We start from the raw sequence: 18,218 nt of genomic DNA, 5'->3' as shown, positions 1-18,218 counted from the left end.
AATAGGGGCCGAGCGGGCAAAAATCACCACGCTGAGGATCGACGGCCCGTACTTGTTCTTTGGTAACATACCTCCAGCACTGTTTTTATGATGGCCAGATGAGTGAGAGAATATGCCCGGACCAGTGTTCATCGGCGGTGAGGCCGTCTCGCTGCGGACGATCGAAGAGGAGGATCTGCCCTTCCTGCAACGGGAGATCAACGACCCGAGCGTGTGGCGGTGGATCGGCCGCTATCGACCGGTCAATGCCGAACAGGAGCGGGAGTTTTTCGAGGAGGTCGTCTCCGAGGAGGGATCGGTCCAGTTGCTCGTCTGCGTCGAGAGCGAACCAGTCGGGACGGTGGGACTGGAGTTCGACCACGAAGCCGTCCGGTCGGCAGAACTCGGCTACTGGATCGCGCCCGAGTACCACGGAGAGGGATACGGTTCCGAAGCCGCCAGGCTATTGACCGAGTACGGCTTCAACGAACGGGGCTGTCACCGCATCACTGCCCGTGTCTTCGAGGGCAACGGTGCCTCACGGGCACTGCTCGAAGGACTTGGATTCACGCAGGAGGGTCGCCAGCGGGAGGCACACTTCAGCGACGGCCAGTACCGTGATCTGTTCTGGTACGGGATGCTGGCCGAAGAGTGGGGCTGATGGGAGGCCCGGTCTTCGTTCGCGGCGAGAAAGTCCGACTCCGGCCGATCGAACGCGACGATCTGTCCTTTCTCAGCGAACACAGAAACGACCCGCGTGTCTGGCGCTCGCTCGGGTGGCCAAAGCCGGAAAACCACAGCCAGGAGGAGACGTTTTTCGAGGAAACCGTCTGCGACGACCAGAGCACGGACCTCCTAGTCACTGTGGATGACTCGCCCGTCGGGATGGTGAGTTTCAACAGCGAAGCCACCGATCACGACAGAGCGGAACTCGGCTACTGGATCGCCCCGACGGAGCAGGGAACCGGCTACGCCACTGACGCGGTTCGGACACTCGTCGAGTACGGCTTTCAGCAACGAGGCTTCCACCGGATCGAGGCCGAGGTCTTCGAGAGAAACGACGCCTCCCGCGCGGTGCTCGACCGCCTCGGGTTCACACACGAGGCGACAATCCGCGAGAAACAGTGGATCGACGGCGAATATCGAGACGTGGAGTGGTTCGGGCTGCTCCGCTCGGAGTGGGAGTGACTCACCAGTCGACCGACAGCGAGCCGTCCCCCTCGGGGTCCGGGGCGAGTTCTTCGCCGCTCGCGCGGTCGACGACGTGGATCACGCCCCTGTCCTTTTTCGCTGGACAGACCTCGGCGGCCCGGATGTTCTCGTCCAGTTCGGACTCGTCGATGTAGTAGGCGTTCGGGCTGGCGAGACCCGTCGAGAGATCGAGGTCCCAGTTCGCCGAGACCTCTGCGCACTTGCCGGCGCCGATGCACTTGTTGGCCTCGAAGATGACCTTGTACGGTTTCTCCTCGATCGGCGGCCCGTCGTCGCCGCCGATATCCGCGGGATCGATCGGCTCCTCGGGCATCTCAGTCGTGGATCTCGACGGATTCGAGCAGGATGTCCTCGGTCGGCTTGTCCTGGCCGTCGACATCGGCCGAGCCGATTGCTTCGACGACATCCATCCCGTCGGTCACCTCGCCGAAGACGGCGTGTTTGTCGTCGAGGTGTGGCTGTGCGGCCAGCGTGATGAAAAACTGCGAGCCGTTGGTGTTCGGACCGCGGTTGGCCATCGAAAGCTTGCCGGGGCCGTCGTGGCGCAGGTCGTCGTGGAACTCGTCGTCGAATGTGTAGCCGGGACCGCCGCGGCCAGTGCCGGTCGGGTCGCCAGTCTGGATCATGAAGTCGGCGATGACGCGGTGAAAGAGGATGTCATCGTACAGCGGATCGACTCGCTTCTCACCGCTCTCGGGGTCTTCCCACGCGCCGGTGCCGGGGCCGACATCGGTCCCCTCGTAGTCGTCTGCGCCTTCGGCGAGACCGACGAAGTTCTCGACGGTGTTGGGGACTTTATCGTCGAAGAGTTCGATCTCGATATCACCTTCGCTCGTGTGAAGTGTCGCAGTTAGCTCACTCATACCTAACAGGTCGGCGGCTGAGAGTAAATGACTGGCGGTCGTCGGTTAGCTACCGACGTTGTAGCGTTTGCTGCCGAGTCGGTCGCGCTCGGTTTCGATGGCGTCGGGATCACCCGAGCGAAACTCCCGAGCCAATTGGAGGGCGGCCTCTAGCTGGTCGATGGCCTCGTCGTAGCGTTCACGGGCCGTGTCCGGATGACCGCGGCGGTGTTTGTCGCCCGCCAGTTCGAGCTGTTCGGCGAGATCCTGACGCCGGTCGATGAGTGTCTTGACCACCGTCTCGGTCTGCGAGCGGAGTTGGTCGACATCGCCGGAGAAGTCGATATCGGTCCCCCACCCAGCAGTCAGGGCGTCCCGGTAATGCTCGAAGGCCGACTGCCAGGCCTCGACCTCGACGGGGAGTTTGTCGGTCCCTTCGGCGCGTTCGCAGGCCTGCTGGGCGAGTGCCCGAGGTCTCACTTCGAGATGGGAGAGGCGAGTCTGTAAGGTGTCGAGTTTCGCGTCGATCTCGGGTGGCTCCGGAACCGAACTCTCGCGAGCAATCGATTGTGCGGTTTCGAGGTGATCGCGAGCGTACCAGAACTTCCGGTAGGCCTGTGTGTACTCGCGAGTCTCGGTGTGATGGGTTGCCTCGGTGATCAGCGTCTCCGCTCGGGCGATCCGCGTTCTGATCTCTGTCCGGTCGCGCTCGCGTTCGGCCTCGCTGATTTTCGTCTGTAGCGCGGTCGGCGGATCGATCTCGAATCGGGTGAGATACTCCCGGGCCTTCCCGAGTTTCGCCGTCGCGGCCTCGCGTTGCTCCCGGGCGGCCTCCAGTTCACCGGCCTCGATCCGCTCGCCCATCTCCGCAGTTCGCTCGCGAACATCGTCGAGCGTGGCGATGACGCGATCCCAGCACTCGCTCGACTCCTGGAGATACTGGACTGCAGCCCCGAGATCCGACGAATCGGCGATCTTGAACCGGTACTCGCCGGCCCCCCAGACCTCGACGGTGAGTTTCGAGCGCAGCAGTCCGTCCTTGGCGTCGACGTCTTTGATCTCGGTGTAAGAAATCGCGATCCGCGAGGACTGCTCGCCAGTGGCGACGACGAAGAGGAGTTTGCGGTCCGTGACGACCGCAGCAGCGCTGCCGTTGCCCGGAACGGTCGTCTCGTGGGTCTGGCCGGCCTCCTCGCGGACGACCGCTCCCTTGCCCGGAAGCCGGTAGTTGATCTGTTCGTCGGCGTCGATGTACCCATCGAGCGCACCGACCACCGCCTCGTCGGGTTCGCCCGCCGCCCCACCGGGCGCGAGTTTCTCCCGTAACGCATTCCGTGTAAGTGACATAATCGCCGCTCTGACTGGTCCCGTCCCTGTGTTAGGTACAGACGCCTATAACGATTCTCGAAAAATCAATTCTCAATACTGATAGCCGTTCACTCCGCGAGTGGGTCTCGGGCCCAGAAGTCAGATGACTTCTTCAGTTTCGGCACCCACGTGTCGTCGTCGAGTGCGAGCATCGCGACTCGTGAGGCGGGCACCTGTTTGAGTTCGTCGTGCGGGAGATACTGCTGCATCTCCTCAGCGAAGGCGACGACATCCTCGTGGTCGGGCATCGAATCGCGGTCGAGTCGGCCCCGGGAGTGGCCGACGTGCATGTACGCTTTCAGTTCGACGAAATCCGCCCGTGCGCGCTCGCACATCGTCGCGTACCACTCCGGATGGTGCATGTTGTGGCCGTCGACCAGCGTCGTCCGGATCACAGTCCGGGTGTCCTCTTTCTCGGCGAGGACATCCAGCGTCTCGATCAGGTTCTCCCACGCGTCGTCGTCGACAGCCTTGACCGTCGAATCGAAGGTCTGCCGATCAGGTGCGTCGACGGAGACGTACAGTTGGGTGGGGTCGCAGTCGGCCAGTACCTCCGGTTTGGTGCCGTTCGAAACGAGGAAGGTCGTGATATCGCGGTCGTGAAACTCTTCGATCAGTTCGTCGAGATAGGGGTACAGCGACGGTTCGCCATCCAGCGAGATGGCGACGTGGCGCGGTTCCATCGCCTCGTCGAACCGTTCGCGGGGGACGTCCTCGTTGCCGCCAAATCCGGAGAGGAGTTTGGTCTGGAGTTCGACCGAGGCGTCGGCGACGGCAGCGGGGTCGTCCCACTCCACATCACCGAGTTCGTAGGCGTGGCCAGCGTGGTCCCGCCAGCAGAAAACACAGCGTTCGTTGCACTTGACGACGGGCGTCATCTGGACACAGCGGTGGGACTCGATGCCGTAGAAGATATTCTTGTAACACTTGCCCTCGCCGCGGAGCGCATTTTTCGTCCAGCCGCAGGTCTGGACGGCGGTGTGATTGTCGCTGTGGTAGCTGGGGTCGTCTACCTGTTTGGGGCCACCTTCCGAATCGCTCATACGGGTACTGGCTGCTCGATGTTCAAATGCGTTCGGGACCGATATCCGAACTGGTTCGGCCGATCACGGCGGGTTGCGATTGCACCGCTTGCTCACTATAGATCGATAGTAACGGCGTTCTCTGGGCCGCTGCTGTCCACGTCCTCCTGGGCCTCGAAGGCCTCGTGAAGCCGGTCGTAGGTGTCGTTCACGGCTTCGACGATGACGTTGGTCTCGCCGATGACCGGCATGAAGTTCGTATCGCCCTGCCAGCGGGGGACGATGTGCGCGTGCAGGTGGTCGCCGATAGAGCCGCCAGCGGCGGCGTGGCCGAGGTTGTAGCCGACGTTGTAGCCGTCCGGTTGGAGGGCTTCGTCCATCGCGTCGATGGTTCGCTGGACGAGTCGTTCCTTCGCGAGGAGAGCCTCGTCGTCGAGATTGCGGTACTCGCCGGTGTGTTCGTGGGGGATAACCATCGCGTGGCCGGGGTTGTAGGGGTAGTTGTTCAGCAGGACGAAGGCCTGGTCACTCCGGGCCAGCAGGTTGTACTCCCGGTCGGGGTCAGCCACGTCGGGCAGTTCGCAGAAGACACACTCCTCGAACTCGTCGTTGCCGCCCTGTTCGACCCAGTCGATGCGCCACGGGGCGAAAATCTGATCCATATCCGTGCTGGTGGCCCCAGTCACTTCAACGCACTCGGTTAGCTGATATCCATCCGCTCGAACCGATAGACCGCCACCGCGAGGACTGCCACCACGAGGACGAGCACGAGCACGCTCGAGACGACCGGCGGGACGTAGCCGGCCAGCGGGACGGTGCCGACGATGCCGCCGAGAATCGGATCAGTCCACGTCTCCGTGATGTCGTAGACCCCCGAGATAGTCGAAAACGAGCCTGCGGTTTCGGAGTTGAATCCCGGTCCGATCGTCTCCTGAATCATCATGAAGAGGTTCCCGAGGTGGTAGTTCACGTCGATAACGTAGAGGAAAAACTGCTCGTAGGTGTCGCCGACCGGGAGCAGCCGAACGAAAATAAAGGCGAAAAAGAGAACCGGAATGACGGCGGTGACGAGTGCCGTCTTCAGCCGGCTTCCGGTGAGGACGGCAAACAGCGTGCCGACGGCGGTCAGAAACGCCGAGAGGACGAGCGCGTAGACGAGGGCGCCGGGCAACAGCACGCCGATGCCGCCGCTGATCGCCTGCGCGCTCGCGCCAGAGAAGCTGTAGATGGCCGTAGCACCGACCAGCAGGCCGGCGACCATCGTCAGGAAGCCAAAGATCACGATGCCCAGGTACTTGCCGACGAGCGGTTCCCACCGACTGACGGGTTTGCTGAGCAGGAGCTCGAACGTGCCGCTTTCAGACTCGCCGGCGATGACGATTGCCGCGAGAACGCCGATGAAGATCATCGGGAAGCCGGTGAGCAAGACGAAAGCGATCTGACTGTACAGTTCGATCAACACCTGTTCCTGAGTGAACAGCGCCAGCGAACCGAGGTTGTCCGGGGCCAGATTCGTGATGCCCGAAGCGAACAGCACGATTAGCCCGAGATATGGGAGCAGAAAGGCCACCAGCAGTTTCGGCGAGGAGCAGTCCCGGAGCGTCTTCCGGGTAAACAACAGCATTCGGCGGCTCATTCTGCATCACCTGCTTCGATGATGTCGGTAAAGGCCTCCTGCAGCGTTCCCTCCTCGGTCAGCGAGCGCAGCGAGATTCCTTCGTCGACGAGTAACTGCTGGAACTGCTGTCTGAACTCGTCCGGTTGCTCGGTCATCACGAGCAGTTCTTCGTCGTCGACTTCGACACTGTTGACGAGCGCGTGGTCGGCCAGAATCGCTCTGACGCGCTCGTTGTCGTCGGTCTCGATGGCGAAGGCTTCGCCGCCGTGTTCGTCTTGCACCGCATCGATCGAATCAGTGACCACGTGCGTTCCGTCTCTAACGATGGTGACGCTGTCGATGTACTGTTCGAGTTCGGCCAGCACGTGGCTGCTGACGAACACCGTCATTCCCTCCTCAGGGAGGGATTCGAGCGCGTCCATGATCGTCTGTCGGCCCGCGGGGTCGAGTCCGGTCGTCGGTTCGTCGAGGATCAGCAGATCGGGGTCGTGAATCATCGCCTGTGCGAGGCTGACGCGGCGTTTCATCCCGCCGCTGTAGCCGCCGACCGCACGGTCGGCGGCGTCTTCGAGATCGATCCACTCCAGCAGTTCGTCGCTCCGCTCGCGCGCGTCGGCTTTGCTCATCCCCGCCGTTCGGCCCATGAACCGGAGATAGCGGCGGGCAGTCATCGAATCGTACAGCGACAGTTCCTGTGGTGAGTAGCCGATCCGCCGCTTGGCCGCGACCGAGCCGGCGGGTTCGTCGTCGATCAGGGCCTCGCCCTCGGTCGGTTCGAGCAGGCCGACGAGCATCTTCATCGTCGTCGTCTTGCCCGCGCCGTTGGGCCCGACAAAGCCGTGGACGCTGCCCTCCTCGACGGACAGATCGAGTCCCTCGACGGCCGTCTCCTCGTCGAATCGTTTGGTCAGATTTGTGGTATCGATCATCTTTGAACCCTCCGTCGGATCGCTTCGACTCCGCTGAACGCAAACAGCAGTAACACCGAGATGGCCGAGCCAGCGTACAGCAGCAGATCCGCGAGCGACCCCTCCGACACCGAGGCAGTCGCGCTGTCGTAGACAGTCACTCCCGCCCGGTTTCTGGCCCCGACCTCGATGTGGTGCTCACCGTCGGGAAGTCGAAGTTCGGTCGATTGCTCGGTTGTGATCGCCACGGGTTGCTGGTTGACCCGGACAGTCGTGACGTACTCCGCGTCGGTTTCGAACGTCCATTCGAGTTGCTGGGTGCTCTGTGCGGAAGGATCGGCGAGGTTGACACCCCCCGCGACGATGCTCGTGAGTCCACCGTCGCGGCCGAGCACCCCCACCCCGGAGGTGAGTTCGAGTCCGGTCGGATCGACACTGGTCGTGCGAGCCAGTTTCTCCTCCGCAACGGGGTCGACCACGTAGTACCGAGAGCGCTGGACCCGCGGCGAGCCGACAGCCACGCCGAGTCGCGGGGAGCCCTCGTCCGTGGGAATCCGCTCGACCCGTGTCGCCGGAATGACGCCGTCTTCCTCGGGGTCGAACTCCGACCGGAATGATTCGAGCGGAATCGTCCCAACTCGTTCGTCCTGCGTCGTGTACAACTCGACTCGCGCGCCGCCCTCCGGTCCGGTGACGCCGAGGGCGATCAGATCCCGTTCGCCGCCGACGGGCGTCGCCGGGCGATAACCGGTTTCGGAGCCGCCGAACCCGAAGGGTGAGAAGTCGCGGTCGTGTCGCCAGACGGTGCCGCTACCGTCGGATAGCTCGACGGAGAACTGCTCGCCCGAGAGTGAAAACGAGACGAGACCGGTTCGTTCGCCGTCGGATCCATCGACGGCTGTGGCGGTCGGGAGAACGCCGCGCTCTTCGGTCAACTCCTGGAGAATCGTTCCCGTGGCAGGATCGACGACACTGAGGATCAGTCCGCCGTCGCCACGGCTGAGAAACTGGTATTCGTCGTAGCCATCGTCGGTGATATCCTCGGTTTCTGTGGCCGGGCCAACGAGGTCGTCGCCCGAGAGATCGATGACCCGGTGCTGGGTCACGTCTGGCTGTTCGGCGAGCGTCACGTCGACAACCGCAGCACTGGACTGAGGACCATCGATAGCGAGCAACTCCAGCGTGTTTGACTCGATGCCAAGAACCCGATAGTCGAGGCGGGTCGAGTCGAACGGCGGGAGCCCCTCGAACTGGCCGAACGGGATCCCGTCCAACAGTTCGCCCGTTTCGACGTCGACGAACAAAAGTAGAGCAGTGGTTCCGACGACAGCAATGTGTCTCTCGTCTATCTCGACGAGATCGAGCGATGTCGGCTGAAACAGTTGATCGAGACCATCCTGTTCGCGCCGAAGTGGAATTCGGTGTTGTTCGCTTCCGTCCCGCCCGGAGCGGACGACCACCGCAGCGGTCGGGCGACCGCCGAGGGCTTCGAGGTCAGCGAGTTGTCTCTCGCGTTCAGAGCGCAGCGAGTCGAGTTCGCCTTCTGCTCTGTCGATCTGTCTTTCGGAGGCATCCTCGTCGCGTAGGCGTTCCAGTTCGGATTCAGTTTGACGGATCTTTCTGTCGAGTCTCCTGATCTGCCTTTCGAGTCTCTGGACCTCGTCACGGTCCTCGACGACCGGTTGTTCGATTCCGACGATGTTGGCCCCGTCTGCGCCCTCGAACACGCGGAGGTGCTGGAGCCCGCCGTCGGAACTGAACTCGTCGGGGGATTGGGTCTGCGACCACGCAGCAGTTCCATCTTCGCCCGAGCGTACCAACAGAGTTCGAGACTCGACGCCACGGCGAAATGTCAGCTGTTCGCGCGAGGCGATCAGGTAGTCCTCGCCCTCGGTATCGAGGAAGTCACCTCGCAGAACGGTCCGCTCCTGGATCGTCGGGAACCCCCACTGGATCTGGCCCTCACTGTCGACGATGCGGAGGTCACTCCCGGGAGCGGCGACAACCAACTCGCCGTCCAAGCCCGTGAGAAAGCCCTCACTGCGTGGCCCGCCGCGCCGCGATGGGGACTGTACTGTCGGGATCGGCGTGGAACTGTCGGTCCCGTCGGCGACGGCAAGCCGGAAAAGCGCATGGCCGCCGCCATCGGCACGCGACAGCATCAGAACGTGTTCAGCGTCGAAATCAGCGTCGAAGATCAGGTTTCGATCCTGCGGACGGAGTGACTCGTTGGTCCACTGCTGTTGGCCGTTGGCATCGAGGAATGTCACCCGGCTCTGATCCTCTCCGCCGGGGACCCACTCGAACACTTCGACGGCGAATCCGCGGTCGCCGCCCTCGACCGGCGTCAGGGTGAGGTTGAAGAAATTCGGGTCAGCCTCGTCTCCGTCGCTGGTGGGCATCGACGGGCGGCGGTCGATTCGGTTGTAGTACTCAGAGAGACGGTCGTCGCCGAGGTCGAGGAGTTCCCTCTCCCAGTCGACGGAACCGTCGGACGGATCGACCTGTTTCACGTAGCCGTCTTCGGTCGTCACGACGATGCCGTCGGCAACGGCGATATCCCAGACCGACCGCGAGATCAGTCCGTCTTCGGTCTGATAGGGGTCGGCGAGGCGAGTCCGGAACTGTTCGGTGCCGTCGCTGGCCCGGAGCGCGAGCAGTTCACCGCGCTGTGTGCCCGCGTACACGGAGTCGTTGGAGAACGCGACGCGCCAGACGTATCGGTCCGATTCGACATCCCAGACGAGTTCGCCGGTCTCGCCGTCTAGAACGAAGACGCCGTATCCGGCCGCGACGGCAACATCGCTCGTTCCGTTGCCCGTCACATCGCCGACACCGACGGCGTCGTACGCCTGCGTCTGTCTATCGACATCTCCGAACTCTTGGCTGTAGACGGAGACAGATTGCCCGGTCGACCAGCGGACCTCCCCCGTCGTTGGATTGATAGCCACGACGTTCGGGAAGAAGCGGTCTCGGAGGAGCGCAACGGCGAGGTTGTCGCTGATCGCGTGAATCGACCGGACGGGCTGGGTCGGCACGAATCCAGACAGCGACTCCTCGGCGAAGAGATAGACGCCCCGTGTCGTCCCGACGAGAAGGCGGCCGCCAGCCGAGACCGGCGGCGTCTGAACGGTCCCTTCGAGGGTTACGGGTTGGGTGTCGGCCGACTGCAACGCCGCGGTTGCGGCCGTCTCCGAGGTATTTGCCCTGGCTGTCGGCGAGGCGACGGCCGAGGGAAGCGCCGCAACAGCGGCGGTTCCGACAGTTGCACCGAGTAGTTCTCGGCGGCCGCAGGCCGGGTTGTGAGCATCTTCCGGTCGATGGAATGGGTCTTCTCTGTCCATGGTTCGGGTGCGATTGATCGACGGGTGCGCGTCGGCAGTGTTTCTGTGTCCGGTGTATCGATATCACCCCATATAAACTCTTGACAACAATTCTCATTGTTGAGAAGCGCACTGGACGATCTCCGTGCGAAGCGCCGCACTTATAAAAGGATATAAAATCCTTTCGGCCGTTCAGGGCTAGAACAGTCGGACGAGCAGATTCAGATGGCGAAAAGGGCCCTCATCGGTGGAGAAATCGGGCGGAGATACTGATAGGGATGAGTTCTGTTCTGAACAGACTCAACAATCTTCCTTTTTTATATCCGTACGTGACCGAGAAAGAGATACAATGGCAACGACAGACGAATCGGTCGCAGACATCACCGAGGAGTGTCCCAGTTGTGATCACCAGACCCCACACGAGGTATCAGTGGAGATTCTCACCGAGAGCGGGAAGACAGAGAACGCGGAGTACTCCCGCGAACCGTACCGCGTCAGCCAGTGCAACGAGTGCGGATCGACCACGAAGCGTCGGATGAACAACGCTTGAGCCTGTCACGCCAGCAATCTACCGAGTCGTGACTTCACAGCCGTCTTCGGTCACGATGACTGTGTGTTCTTTCTGACTGACGTAGTAGCCGGCCTGCTCTTTGAGTACCGGATAGCCGTGGACGACATCTTCCTGTTTGAGTCGGCGTAGTGCCATCTCTGGCCGGTCGACATCCAGCCACCGGGTAGCGAAGGGCAGCGTCCGGAACCGTTCGGTAATCTGGTCGAGTGCCTCCCGGGCCTGTCGGTCCCGGATCGACTTGTCCGTCTCCAGGGCGAAAATCTCCTCGTCGCTGCCCTCTTGCACCTTGCCGCCGCCGTCGGTGGCGAAGGGTTCGATTGCGACCACGTCGCCCACTTCCAGCGTCGTGCCCTGCGGGACTTTGCGGTTGGGGATGTTCGGTTTCGTGTGCTGTTCGTAGTGGCCGAGGCCGTGGCCGGTCAGATTGACGACGGGGTTGTACCCGTAGCCGTCGATAGTTCGGCCGATCACGTCCCCCAGCGTCGCGGTATCGATGCCGGGTTCGACCATCTCGATGGCCGCGTTCAGGGCCTCGGCGGAGGCCTCGACGAGTTCGTCGTTACCCGAGAGGTCGACAGTGATCGCGGAGTCGGCGATCCAGCCGTCGACGTGGACGCCGATGTCGAAGTTGATCATCTCCTCACCAAAGGTCGAGTCGTCGTCGATCCCAGGGGTTGCGTGGGCGGCCTCCTCGTCGACGGAGATGTTCAGCGGAAAGGCGGGTTCGCCGCCGAGTTCGCGGATGCGATTCTCGGCGAACTCGGCGATTTCGAGGTGGCTCGCGCCGACCTCGATGCGGTCGACGGTCTCCTCGCGGACGGTCGCGAGAATCTCTCCGGCCTCCCGGTGTTTCTGATACTGCTCGGCGTCGAGGTCCACGTCGGTCATGGACGCGGGTTCGGGGCAGACGGTCAAAGTGTTACCGCTCTCCACTCGTGTGCGCGGTCTGCATCCCGTCGGAGTTGAACGAACTCCCCACGCGTCCGTCGCTGTCCAAGACGATCACTCCTGCCTCCTCGCCGGTCTCGGTTCCGAATCCGCGGATCGTCCGCTCGGCGGCCGTCTGTGGATCGTCGCCGTCTTCGACCGCATCGACGACCCGGCGGGCGAGTCCGAACCGGGCGATGGCTTCGCCTGCACCCGTCGCGCTGGCGGCCGCCCGCTCGGTTGCGTAGAAGCCGCTGCCGACCTGCGGAACGTCACCGACCCGTCCCGCCAGCGCGGCCCACCGTCCGCCGGTGGAGGTTGCCGCCGCCAGCCGCTGCCCGTCAGTTGCGACCGCACCGACGGTGTCGATGCCACCGAACTGCTCGTGGACCCAGTCGAGTTGCTCGCGTACTCCGTCGTCGCTCCGGTTGTCGACCCCGTCCCACCGCTCGCGGGTCCCCTCGCTCCAGAGATCACTGTCGGTTTCAATATCTTTCGCACGCGCGAGGTCCAGCGCGTGCTCGCCCGAGATGAGGATGTGTGGCGTCTCCTCGGCGACGACTCGGGCCACCTCGACTGCGTGTTCGACACCGACCATCGAACAGGCCGCGCCGGTCGTTCCGTCGCCGAACATCAACCCGGCGTCAGTTCGGATCTCGCCGTCGCTCTGGACAGCGCTGCCGACGCCGGCGTTGAACTGTGGGTCCGACTCCAGGGTGCGGACCGCTTCGACGACCGCATCTACAGGGCTGTTCGTGTCACCGCCGGCCGCCGCGGCGCGGTCGAGTACGCTCTGTCTCCGCTCGGGATCGTCGGGTCGACTCCCCGCGCCGCCGTGGACGAGCAACTGCATATCTGGTGGTTGGCCGACCTGCTAATAATTCCCACGACCGAACATATTCCACCGGAGATCGACAAACGCGGGAACTCCGCAAAAAAACCATGACAGACCCTGGCGAAGAAAGCGGCATTACTTTACCCCCGCAAGGAGAAACGTCCGAATATGGAATTCGAGAAAATCGAGGTACCCGAAGACGGCGAACGGGTAGAGGTACTCGACGAGGAAGCAGACGAGTTCGAGGTACCGGACCATCCGATCATTCCGATCCTGTACGGGGACGGGATCGGGACAGACGTTGGACCGGCCGCACAGAAGGTGCTGACCGCTGCCGCGGAGGCCACAGGTCGTGACGTGAGTTGGATGCGAATCTACGCGGGGGAAAGCGCCCGGGACAAATACGGGGAGAACTTGCCCGAGGACACGGTCAAGGCGATCAAGGAGTTCCGAATCGCGATCAAGGGGCCGCTGACGACGCCGGTGGGGGCCGGCTTCCGCTCGCTGAACGTCGCCCTGCGGAAGGAACTGGACACGTACGCGAACGTTCGACCGACCTACCACCTCGATGGCGTCCCGTCACCGGTCACGCACCCGGAGCAGATGGACATGGTGAACTTCCGTGAGAACACCGAGGACGTCTACGCCGGCATCGAGTGGGAAGAGGGGACCGACGAGGTCGAGAAGGTGCGAGAGTTCGTCGAGGAGGAGATGGGCTTCGACGAGACGATCCACGACGGCGCAGTCGGGATCGGAATTAAGCCGATCACCGAGTTCGGGACGAAACGACTCGTCCGCCGAGCCATCGACTACGCCATCGAACACGACCGGGACACCGTCACGCTGGTCCACAAGGGCAACATCATGAAGTTCACCGAAGGCCAGTTCCGCGACTGGGGCTACGAGGTCGCCGAAGAGGAGTACGGCGACGAGGTCATTACCGAGGACACGCTCTGGGAGGAGCGAGACGGCGAACAGCCAGACAACGCCGTCGTCGTCAACGACCGCATCGCCGACAACATGCTCCAGCAGGTCCTCACCCGGACCGAGAACTACGACGTGCTGGCGATGCCGAACCTCAACGGTGACTACCTCTCCGACGCCTGTGGCGCACAGATCGGTGGCCTCGGCATCGCGCCGGGTGCAAACTTCGGCGACGCCCTCTGTCTCGCAGAGCCGGTTCACGGCTCCGCACCAAAATACGCCGGCCAGGACAAGGTCAACCCCTCGGCGATCATCCTCTCCGGTGTGCTCCTGTACGATTACATGGGCTGGAACGACGCCGCACAGCTCATCAAAGACGCCGTCGAGGAGACCATCTCCTCGAAGAAAGTTACCTACGACCTGCACCGGCAGATCGAGGGTGGCGAGAAACTCGCGACCAGCGAGTACGCAGACGAAATCGTGAACAATATCGAGAAACTTGCGTAACAAGTTTCTCGTTCTCTCGCGGCGAAGCCGCGAGAACATCGAAAAGCTGGCATAGCCAGCTTTTCGGGCCCTGACGGCTGCGCCGTCAGAACATCGAGAAACGCTCCGAAGATAGTTTCCCGACACAGAACCGGGAAGCCGTTTTTGTCACAACAGGCCGTCTGAGACGTGAATTACTGACTTCGTAGCGAACACAGGACCTACGAGAGAACTGTACTCGTGGCCTCTGTCAGAATATTGTGATAGTCAATAACAACCACAGCCCGACCGCATTCGGGCGATCACGACCCACACCTTTGATGATATAATCTGTATTAGGAACATAAGGCTTTAATGTAATGGTTGTTAACGTCCACTCGTAATGCCTGAGTGCACAACGTGTGGGACGCGGATGAGCCACAACGATGAGACAACGAAACTCACCGAGTACGTCTGTCCAAGTTGCCACCAGACCGAAATCACGTACAAGCAGTCCTACCGCGTAACCGCCTGAGGGGGGGGGAATCGAAGCCGCTTTTTGCTATCGACAGTTCCGCGAGCGACAGCCAAGCGAACAGGATGCTGACCCCGCCGAGCGCAACAGCGAGCCGATTCCGTTCGGTCGTTTCTCGGGATACACCCCATGATACGTGCTGAGATATCCAGTTTTAGGTGGACTTAAATATTTGGAGCAGTCAGCGGAGAGTATGGACGATGCCGCCGGCGGAGGGACCAGTGGGCTTACGCAGCGTCGGCTGAGTCTGCTGGGGACGGTGCTGGTGCTGGTCGTCGGCGCAGTTATTGCGGCCAGGACCATCGAAACCGAGCGAGTGTTCGAGGCGGTCCGCATGGCTGATCTTCGACTTCTCGCTGCGGCAGTGGGAGTGTACGCGCTCTCGTGGCCGCTGCGTGGGCACCGCTACGACCAGATCCTCGACGTGATGGGCCGACGCTGCGGACGCAGTTTTCTCACGGCCGCAGTGTTCGTGAGCCAACTCGCGAACCTCGTCGTGCCCGCGCGGGCGGGCGACGGCGTGCGGGCCTATCTACTCAAGCAACGGAGAAGCGTTCCGTACACGACTGGAGCCGCCTCGCTGACCGTCGAGCGACTGTTCGACCTGCTCGCACTGGCCTGTTTCGGAGCGGTCGCAGCCATGTGGTTTGTCCTCGACGGCCGAGCGCTCGCGACGGGACAGTCAGATTCCGCAGTGCTCGGCGCGGCCGCCGTCGCCGGAGTCGCACTCTGTTGTAGTAGCCTCGTCGTCGTCGTCGCTCGACAGGACCGAAAGATCGGAGGATGGCTCCGCGAGCGAGTCGGTGGTTCGCGGCTCTCGGCCGTCGTCGATGCCGCCGTCGAGTTCGGGGCCGACGTGCGCGTCGTCGCCGCCAACCCCCGAGCAATCGGGCGGATCGGACTGGGGAGTCTCGCTGTCTGGGCGCTGGACGTGCTGACGGCGGTACTGGTGCTTCGGGCCGTGGCCGCTGCGCTCTCGCCATCGATGATAGTTGCCGTCGGAACGCTCGCCGTGACGGTCGGCAATCTGGCGAAGGTCCTCCCGCTCTCACAGGGCGGAATTGGACTGTACGAGGCCGCCTTCACGGCACTGGTCGTCGCCGTCTCACCGATCAGCGCGGCGACTGCACTGGCTGCCGCAATCGTCGACCACGCGCTGAAAAACGGTGTCACCGTCGCCGGCGGTGCAGTGAGCGCGCTGGGACTGAATCTCTCCGTCGAAGCGGTCGATAAAGAGCCAGCACAGCCAGACCCCGAATCGTCAAAGTTTTAGGCTAGCCTAAAAAATAGGCAGATATGAGACAGCGGACAGGAGAAGACATCTGTGTAATCGTCCCGACGATTCGGGAATACGACTGCGTTCGCTCGTACGTCGAGAACGCCCGTGAACACGGGTTCGATACGTCACGGCTGTTTTTCGTGCTGGTGACGGAGGACTTCTGCGAGACGGAGGAGATGGAGTCGATGCTGGACGAGTTAGACGTTGCCGGTACAGTCTTCGACGGAACCCGCCGTGAGGAGTGGTACGAGGATCAGGATATCGAAGAGTACGGCCACGTCGTCCCGGCGGCGAGTCACGCCGAGACGAGTTTCGGCCTGCTGTACATGTGGGACAACCCCCGCTTCGAGTACGGCTTTTTCATCGACGACGATACGCTTCCGCACGACAGCGACTTCTTCGGCGGCCACATGGAAAATCTCGCCTACGAGGGCGACATCGAGTCCGTCTCCTCGGACACCCAGTGGGTGAACGTCCTCTATCAGGAGGCCGACGAGCACGGCCTGTATCCCCGCGGCTACCCGTACTCGGCGATGGACGAGACCGTCACGACGGAGACGGCGACCATCGAGACGGGCGAAATTGTCGCCTCGCAGGGGCTGTGGACGAACGTGCCGGATCTGGACGCGGTGCGGATCCTGATGGACGGCGACCTGCAGGGGCAGGCACAGACTCGAACCGAAAAAGACGATTTCGGCGTGGACTTCGTCGCCGCGGAAGACAACTACCTCACCGTCTGTTCGATGAACCTCGCCTTCCGGCGGGAAGTGATCCCCGCGTTCTATCAGTTGCCGATGGACGACAACGAGTGGGACGTCGGGCGATTCGACGACATCTGGAGCGGCGTCTTCCTCAAGCGGGCCTGCGATCTGCTGGACAAACAGATCTACAACGGCCGGCCACTCTGTGAGCACAACAAGGCCGCCCGGTCGACCTTCGACGACCTGCACAACGAAGTCGCCGGCCTCGAACTGAACGAGCACATCTGGGAGTTGGTCGACGATGCCGGCACCGACGCCGAGACGTACGTCGACGCCTACCGCGCGATGGCCGACGCACTCTGTGAAACCGACCCCGACCAGTACCGCAACGGCGAGTTCCTCCCCTACGTCGGCGAACACATGCACGACTGGCTCGACGCACTGAGCGCACTCGAACGCGTCCCAGCGGATGACTGAATCGACACATATAAACGTTATTTAGGCTACCCTAAAACAATGACTGACAACGGCGATCACGACGACAATAGAATCGGAAATCAATCGGGGCGGCGACGTTTCCTCGCGGGAGCGGCCGCCGCGAGTTCGGTGGGCCTCGCGGGCTGTTTCGGCATGTTCGGCGGTGACGACAACGACGGCGAAGCGCTGGATTTCGATCTCTCGGATTTCCGCGGGTCGGGGCCGCTGGTTTCGGGTCGACCGGAGCCGGAGGGCACCTCGATCAGAGACCTGCCGGATCTCGAAGGCGAACTGAACTTCTATCTCGGCGGTGGCGAGGGTGGACTGTACCTGGATCTGATCGAGAAATTCGGCGAGATATACCCGGATTTCTCCTACCAGCAATCGCTCGATTCCTCCAGTCAGCTCTCGAACCGCATCACCGAAGAGGTCGAGGCCGGCGCGAGTCAGGCCGATGTCTTCCTCGCAGTCGACGCCGGATCGCTCGGTAACGTCGCACAGAACGGCGCAGCACAGTCGCTGCCCTCGGAGGTCACCGACGAGGTGCCCTCGGAGCTACAGGCCGAGGGCTGGATCGGCTTCGCCGGGCGTGCCCGTGCGGTGCCGTACAACACGAACCAGTTGAGCGCATCCGACGTGCCCGATACGGTCCAGGATTTCCCCGGAACGGCTGCACTCGACGGCTCAATGGGCTGGGCGCCGACCTACGGCGCATTCCAGTCGTTCGTCACGGCGATGCGGTTGACCCGCGGCGCGTCGGAGACGCGAGCGTGGCTCAACGACATGGTCGACGCCGGAATCGAACAGTTCCCCAACGAGTTCCGGATCTCGAACGAGGTCGCAAACGGCGCGCTGAACGCTGGCTTTGCGAATCACTACTACGCGCTTCGCGTGCGGAGCCAGCGCCAGAACGCCCCGATCGAACTCGCTTTCACTAGCGGTGACGCGGGCGCGCTGATCAACGTCTCCGGCGCGCAGATCATCGAAGGCGCGAGCGATGTCGAACTTGCCGAGAACTTCGTTCGACATCTGCTCTCGGCGGAAGCCCAGGAGTTCTTCGCGACCCGAACCTTCGCGTATCCGACGATTCCTGGCGTCGGTCCCGTGGGTGGACTCCCGACTATCGACGAACTGAATCCGCCGGATATCGACCTCGCAGAACTCGCGGATACCGAGCCAACGCTGGAGCTTCTGAACGAAACCGGAATCCTCTAAGGAACAGCTACCAAAAC

18 protein-coding genes are annotated in these 18,218 nt (G+C 62.5%); 8 read left to right on the top strand and 10 right to left on the bottom strand.

Features of this window, described 5'->3' with window-relative positions:
* Nucleotides 1-112: 112 nt before the first annotated feature.
* Together V8P86_RS14140 and V8P86_RS14135 are read left to right on the top strand one after the other, a co-directional pair.
* A complete protein-coding gene (locus V8P86_RS14140; RefSeq protein WP_336327931.1) occupies nt 113-640 on the top strand; it encodes a GNAT family N-acetyltransferase in 528 nt (175 codons plus the stop codon).
* Nucleotides 640-1,167, top strand: coding sequence for a GNAT family N-acetyltransferase (locus V8P86_RS14135; protein ID WP_336327930.1), 528 nt, complete (start codon nt 640-642; stop codon nt 1,165-1,167). Before V8P86_RS14140 ends, V8P86_RS14135 begins: the two co-directional genes overlap by 1 nt.
* A 1-nt stretch (nt 1,168) precedes the next feature.
* On the opposite strand, the gene V8P86_RS14130 is transcribed toward V8P86_RS14135, so the two are convergent.
* The 8 genes from V8P86_RS14130 to V8P86_RS14095 form a co-directional block, all read right to left on the bottom strand.
* Complete coding sequence (locus V8P86_RS14130) at nt 1,169-1,504, bottom strand: ferredoxin (RefSeq protein WP_336327929.1); 336 nt, start codon at nt 1,502-1,504, stop codon at nt 1,169-1,171.
* A 1-nt stretch (nt 1,505) separates the two neighbouring features.
* Nucleotides 1,506-2,054, bottom strand: coding sequence for a peptidylprolyl isomerase (locus V8P86_RS14125; protein ID WP_336327928.1), 549 nt, complete (start codon nt 2,052-2,054; stop codon nt 1,506-1,508).
* A gap of 45 nt (nt 2,055-2,099) precedes the next feature.
* Nucleotides 2,100-3,380, bottom strand: coding sequence for a PH domain-containing protein (locus V8P86_RS14120; protein ID WP_336327927.1), 1,281 nt, complete (start codon nt 3,378-3,380; stop codon nt 2,100-2,102).
* 89 nt (nt 3,381-3,469) lie between these two features.
* Entirely contained in the window at nt 3,470-4,444 is a 975-nt protein-coding gene (twy1, locus tag V8P86_RS14115) for a 4-demethylwyosine synthase TYW1 (RefSeq protein WP_336327926.1), read from the bottom strand.
* Between the two features lie 95 nt (nt 4,445-4,539).
* Nucleotides 4,540-5,085: an HIT family protein gene (locus V8P86_RS14110; protein ID WP_336327925.1), complete on the bottom strand. Its 546-nt coding sequence runs from the start codon at nt 5,083-5,085 to the stop codon at nt 4,540-4,542.
* 38 nt (nt 5,086-5,123) lie between these two features.
* On the bottom strand, nt 5,124-6,059 hold the full coding sequence (locus V8P86_RS14105) for an ABC transporter permease (protein ID WP_336327924.1): 936 nt from the start codon (nt 6,057-6,059) through the stop codon (nt 5,124-5,126).
* Nucleotides 6,056-6,970, bottom strand: coding sequence for an ABC transporter ATP-binding protein (locus V8P86_RS14100; protein ID WP_336327923.1), 915 nt, complete (start codon nt 6,968-6,970; stop codon nt 6,056-6,058). Before V8P86_RS14100 ends, V8P86_RS14105 begins: the two co-directional genes overlap by 4 nt.
* On the bottom strand, nt 6,967-10,293 hold the full coding sequence (locus V8P86_RS14095) for an outer membrane protein assembly factor BamB family protein (protein ID WP_336327922.1): 3,327 nt from the start codon (nt 10,291-10,293) through the stop codon (nt 6,967-6,969). Before V8P86_RS14095 ends, V8P86_RS14100 begins: the two co-directional genes overlap by 4 nt.
* Before the next feature lie 328 nt (nt 10,294-10,621).
* On the opposite strand from V8P86_RS14095, the gene V8P86_RS14090 reads away from it, so the two are divergent.
* Nucleotides 10,622-10,822: a DUF7835 family putative zinc beta-ribbon protein gene (locus V8P86_RS14090; RefSeq protein WP_336327921.1), complete on the top strand. Its 201-nt coding sequence runs from the start codon at nt 10,622-10,624 to the stop codon at nt 10,820-10,822.
* An 18-nt stretch (nt 10,823-10,840) separates the two neighbouring features.
* Here V8P86_RS14090 and map read toward each other — a convergent pair whose 3' ends face one another.
* Nucleotides 10,841-11,731 carry a type II methionyl aminopeptidase gene (map, locus tag V8P86_RS14085; protein WP_336327920.1) on the bottom strand — a complete coding sequence of 297 codons (891 nt, stop codon included), beginning with the start codon at nt 11,729-11,731 and terminating at the stop codon, nt 10,841-10,843.
* A 31-nt stretch (nt 11,732-11,762) separates the two neighbouring features.
* Nucleotides 11,763-12,623: an isoaspartyl peptidase/L-asparaginase gene (locus V8P86_RS14080; RefSeq protein WP_336327919.1), complete on the bottom strand. Its 861-nt coding sequence runs from the start codon at nt 12,621-12,623 to the stop codon at nt 11,763-11,765.
* Between the two features lie 150 nt (nt 12,624-12,773).
* On the opposite strand from V8P86_RS14080, the gene icd reads away from it, so the two are divergent.
* The 5 genes from icd (at nt 12,774) to V8P86_RS14055 (ending at nt 18,201) form a co-directional block, all read left to right on the top strand.
* Nucleotides 12,774-14,036, top strand: coding sequence for an isocitrate dehydrogenase (NADP(+)) (gene icd, locus V8P86_RS14075; protein WP_336327918.1), 1,263 nt, complete (start codon nt 12,774-12,776; stop codon nt 14,034-14,036).
* A 361-nt stretch (nt 14,037-14,397) separates the two neighbouring features.
* On the top strand, nt 14,398-14,529 hold the full coding sequence (locus V8P86_RS14070; RefSeq protein ID WP_336327917.1) for a hypothetical protein: 132 nt from the start codon (nt 14,398-14,400) through the stop codon (nt 14,527-14,529).
* A gap of 193 nt (nt 14,530-14,722) precedes the next feature.
* Nucleotides 14,723-15,802: a lysylphosphatidylglycerol synthase transmembrane domain-containing protein gene (locus V8P86_RS14065; protein WP_336327916.1), complete on the top strand. Its 1,080-nt coding sequence runs from the start codon at nt 14,723-14,725 to the stop codon at nt 15,800-15,802.
* A gap of 23 nt (nt 15,803-15,825) precedes the next feature.
* Entirely contained in the window at nt 15,826-16,986 is a 1,161-nt protein-coding gene (locus V8P86_RS14060) for an alpha-1 4-glucan-protein synthase (RefSeq protein ID WP_336327915.1), read from the top strand.
* A 39-nt stretch (nt 16,987-17,025) separates the two neighbouring features.
* Nucleotides 17,026-18,201 (top strand): extracellular solute-binding protein, encoded by a 1,176-nt coding sequence (locus tag V8P86_RS14055; RefSeq protein WP_336327914.1) that lies wholly within the window; start codon nt 17,026-17,028, stop codon nt 18,199-18,201.
* Nucleotides 18,202-18,218 lie beyond the last annotated feature (17 nt).

This window comes from Halovenus anhuiensis (assembly GCF_037080055.1).
Taxonomy (GTDB): Archaea; Halobacteriota; Halobacteria; order Halobacteriales; family Haloarculaceae; genus Halovenus.
The sequence above is the reverse complement of the archived record's forward strand: the minus strand, read 5'-3'. Positions and strand labels throughout refer to the sequence as shown.

Excerpts from the sequence above, each read along its gene's own strand:
- V8P86_RS14140 (WP_336327931.1), top strand. The coding sequence starts at position 113 with ATGCCCGGACCAGTGTTCATCGGCGGTGAGGCCGTCTCGCTGCGGACG.
- V8P86_RS14135 (WP_336327930.1), top strand. The coding sequence starts at position 640 with ATGGGAGGCCCGGTCTTCGTTCGCGGCGAGAAAGTCCGACTCCGGCCG.
- V8P86_RS14130 (WP_336327929.1), bottom strand. The coding sequence starts at position 1,504 with ATGCCCGAGGAGCCGATCGATCCCGCGGATATCGGCGGCGACGACGGG.
- V8P86_RS14125 (WP_336327928.1), bottom strand. The coding sequence starts at position 2,054 with ATGAGTGAGCTAACTGCGACACTTCACACGAGCGAAGGTGATATCGAG.
- V8P86_RS14120 (WP_336327927.1), bottom strand. The coding sequence starts at position 3,380 with ATGTCACTTACACGGAATGCGTTACGGGAGAAACTCGCGCCCGGTGGG.
- twy1 (WP_336327926.1), bottom strand. The coding sequence starts at position 4,444 with ATGAGCGATTCGGAAGGTGGCCCCAAACAGGTAGACGACCCCAGCTAC.
- V8P86_RS14110 (WP_336327925.1), bottom strand. The coding sequence starts at position 5,085 with ATGGATCAGATTTTCGCCCCGTGGCGCATCGACTGGGTCGAACAGGGC.
- V8P86_RS14105 (WP_336327924.1), bottom strand. The coding sequence starts at position 6,059 with ATGAGCCGCCGAATGCTGTTGTTTACCCGGAAGACGCTCCGGGACTGC.
- V8P86_RS14100 (WP_336327923.1), bottom strand. The coding sequence starts at position 6,970 with ATGATCGATACCACAAATCTGACCAAACGATTCGACGAGGAGACGGCC.
- V8P86_RS14095 (WP_336327922.1), bottom strand. The coding sequence starts at position 10,293 with ATGGACAGAGAAGACCCATTCCATCGACCGGAAGATGCTCACAACCCG.
- V8P86_RS14090 (WP_336327921.1), top strand. The coding sequence starts at position 10,622 with ATGGCAACGACAGACGAATCGGTCGCAGACATCACCGAGGAGTGTCCC.
- map (WP_336327920.1), bottom strand. The coding sequence starts at position 11,731 with ATGACCGACGTGGACCTCGACGCCGAGCAGTATCAGAAACACCGGGAG.
- V8P86_RS14080 (WP_336327919.1), bottom strand. The coding sequence starts at position 12,623 with ATGCAGTTGCTCGTCCACGGCGGCGCGGGGAGTCGACCCGACGATCCC.
- icd (WP_336327918.1), top strand. The coding sequence starts at position 12,774 with ATGGAATTCGAGAAAATCGAGGTACCCGAAGACGGCGAACGGGTAGAG.
- V8P86_RS14070 (WP_336327917.1), top strand. The coding sequence starts at position 14,398 with ATGCCTGAGTGCACAACGTGTGGGACGCGGATGAGCCACAACGATGAG.
- V8P86_RS14065 (WP_336327916.1), top strand. The coding sequence starts at position 14,723 with ATGGACGATGCCGCCGGCGGAGGGACCAGTGGGCTTACGCAGCGTCGG.
- V8P86_RS14060 (WP_336327915.1), top strand. The coding sequence starts at position 15,826 with ATGAGACAGCGGACAGGAGAAGACATCTGTGTAATCGTCCCGACGATT.
- V8P86_RS14055 (WP_336327914.1), top strand. The coding sequence starts at position 17,026 with ATGACTGACAACGGCGATCACGACGACAATAGAATCGGAAATCAATCG.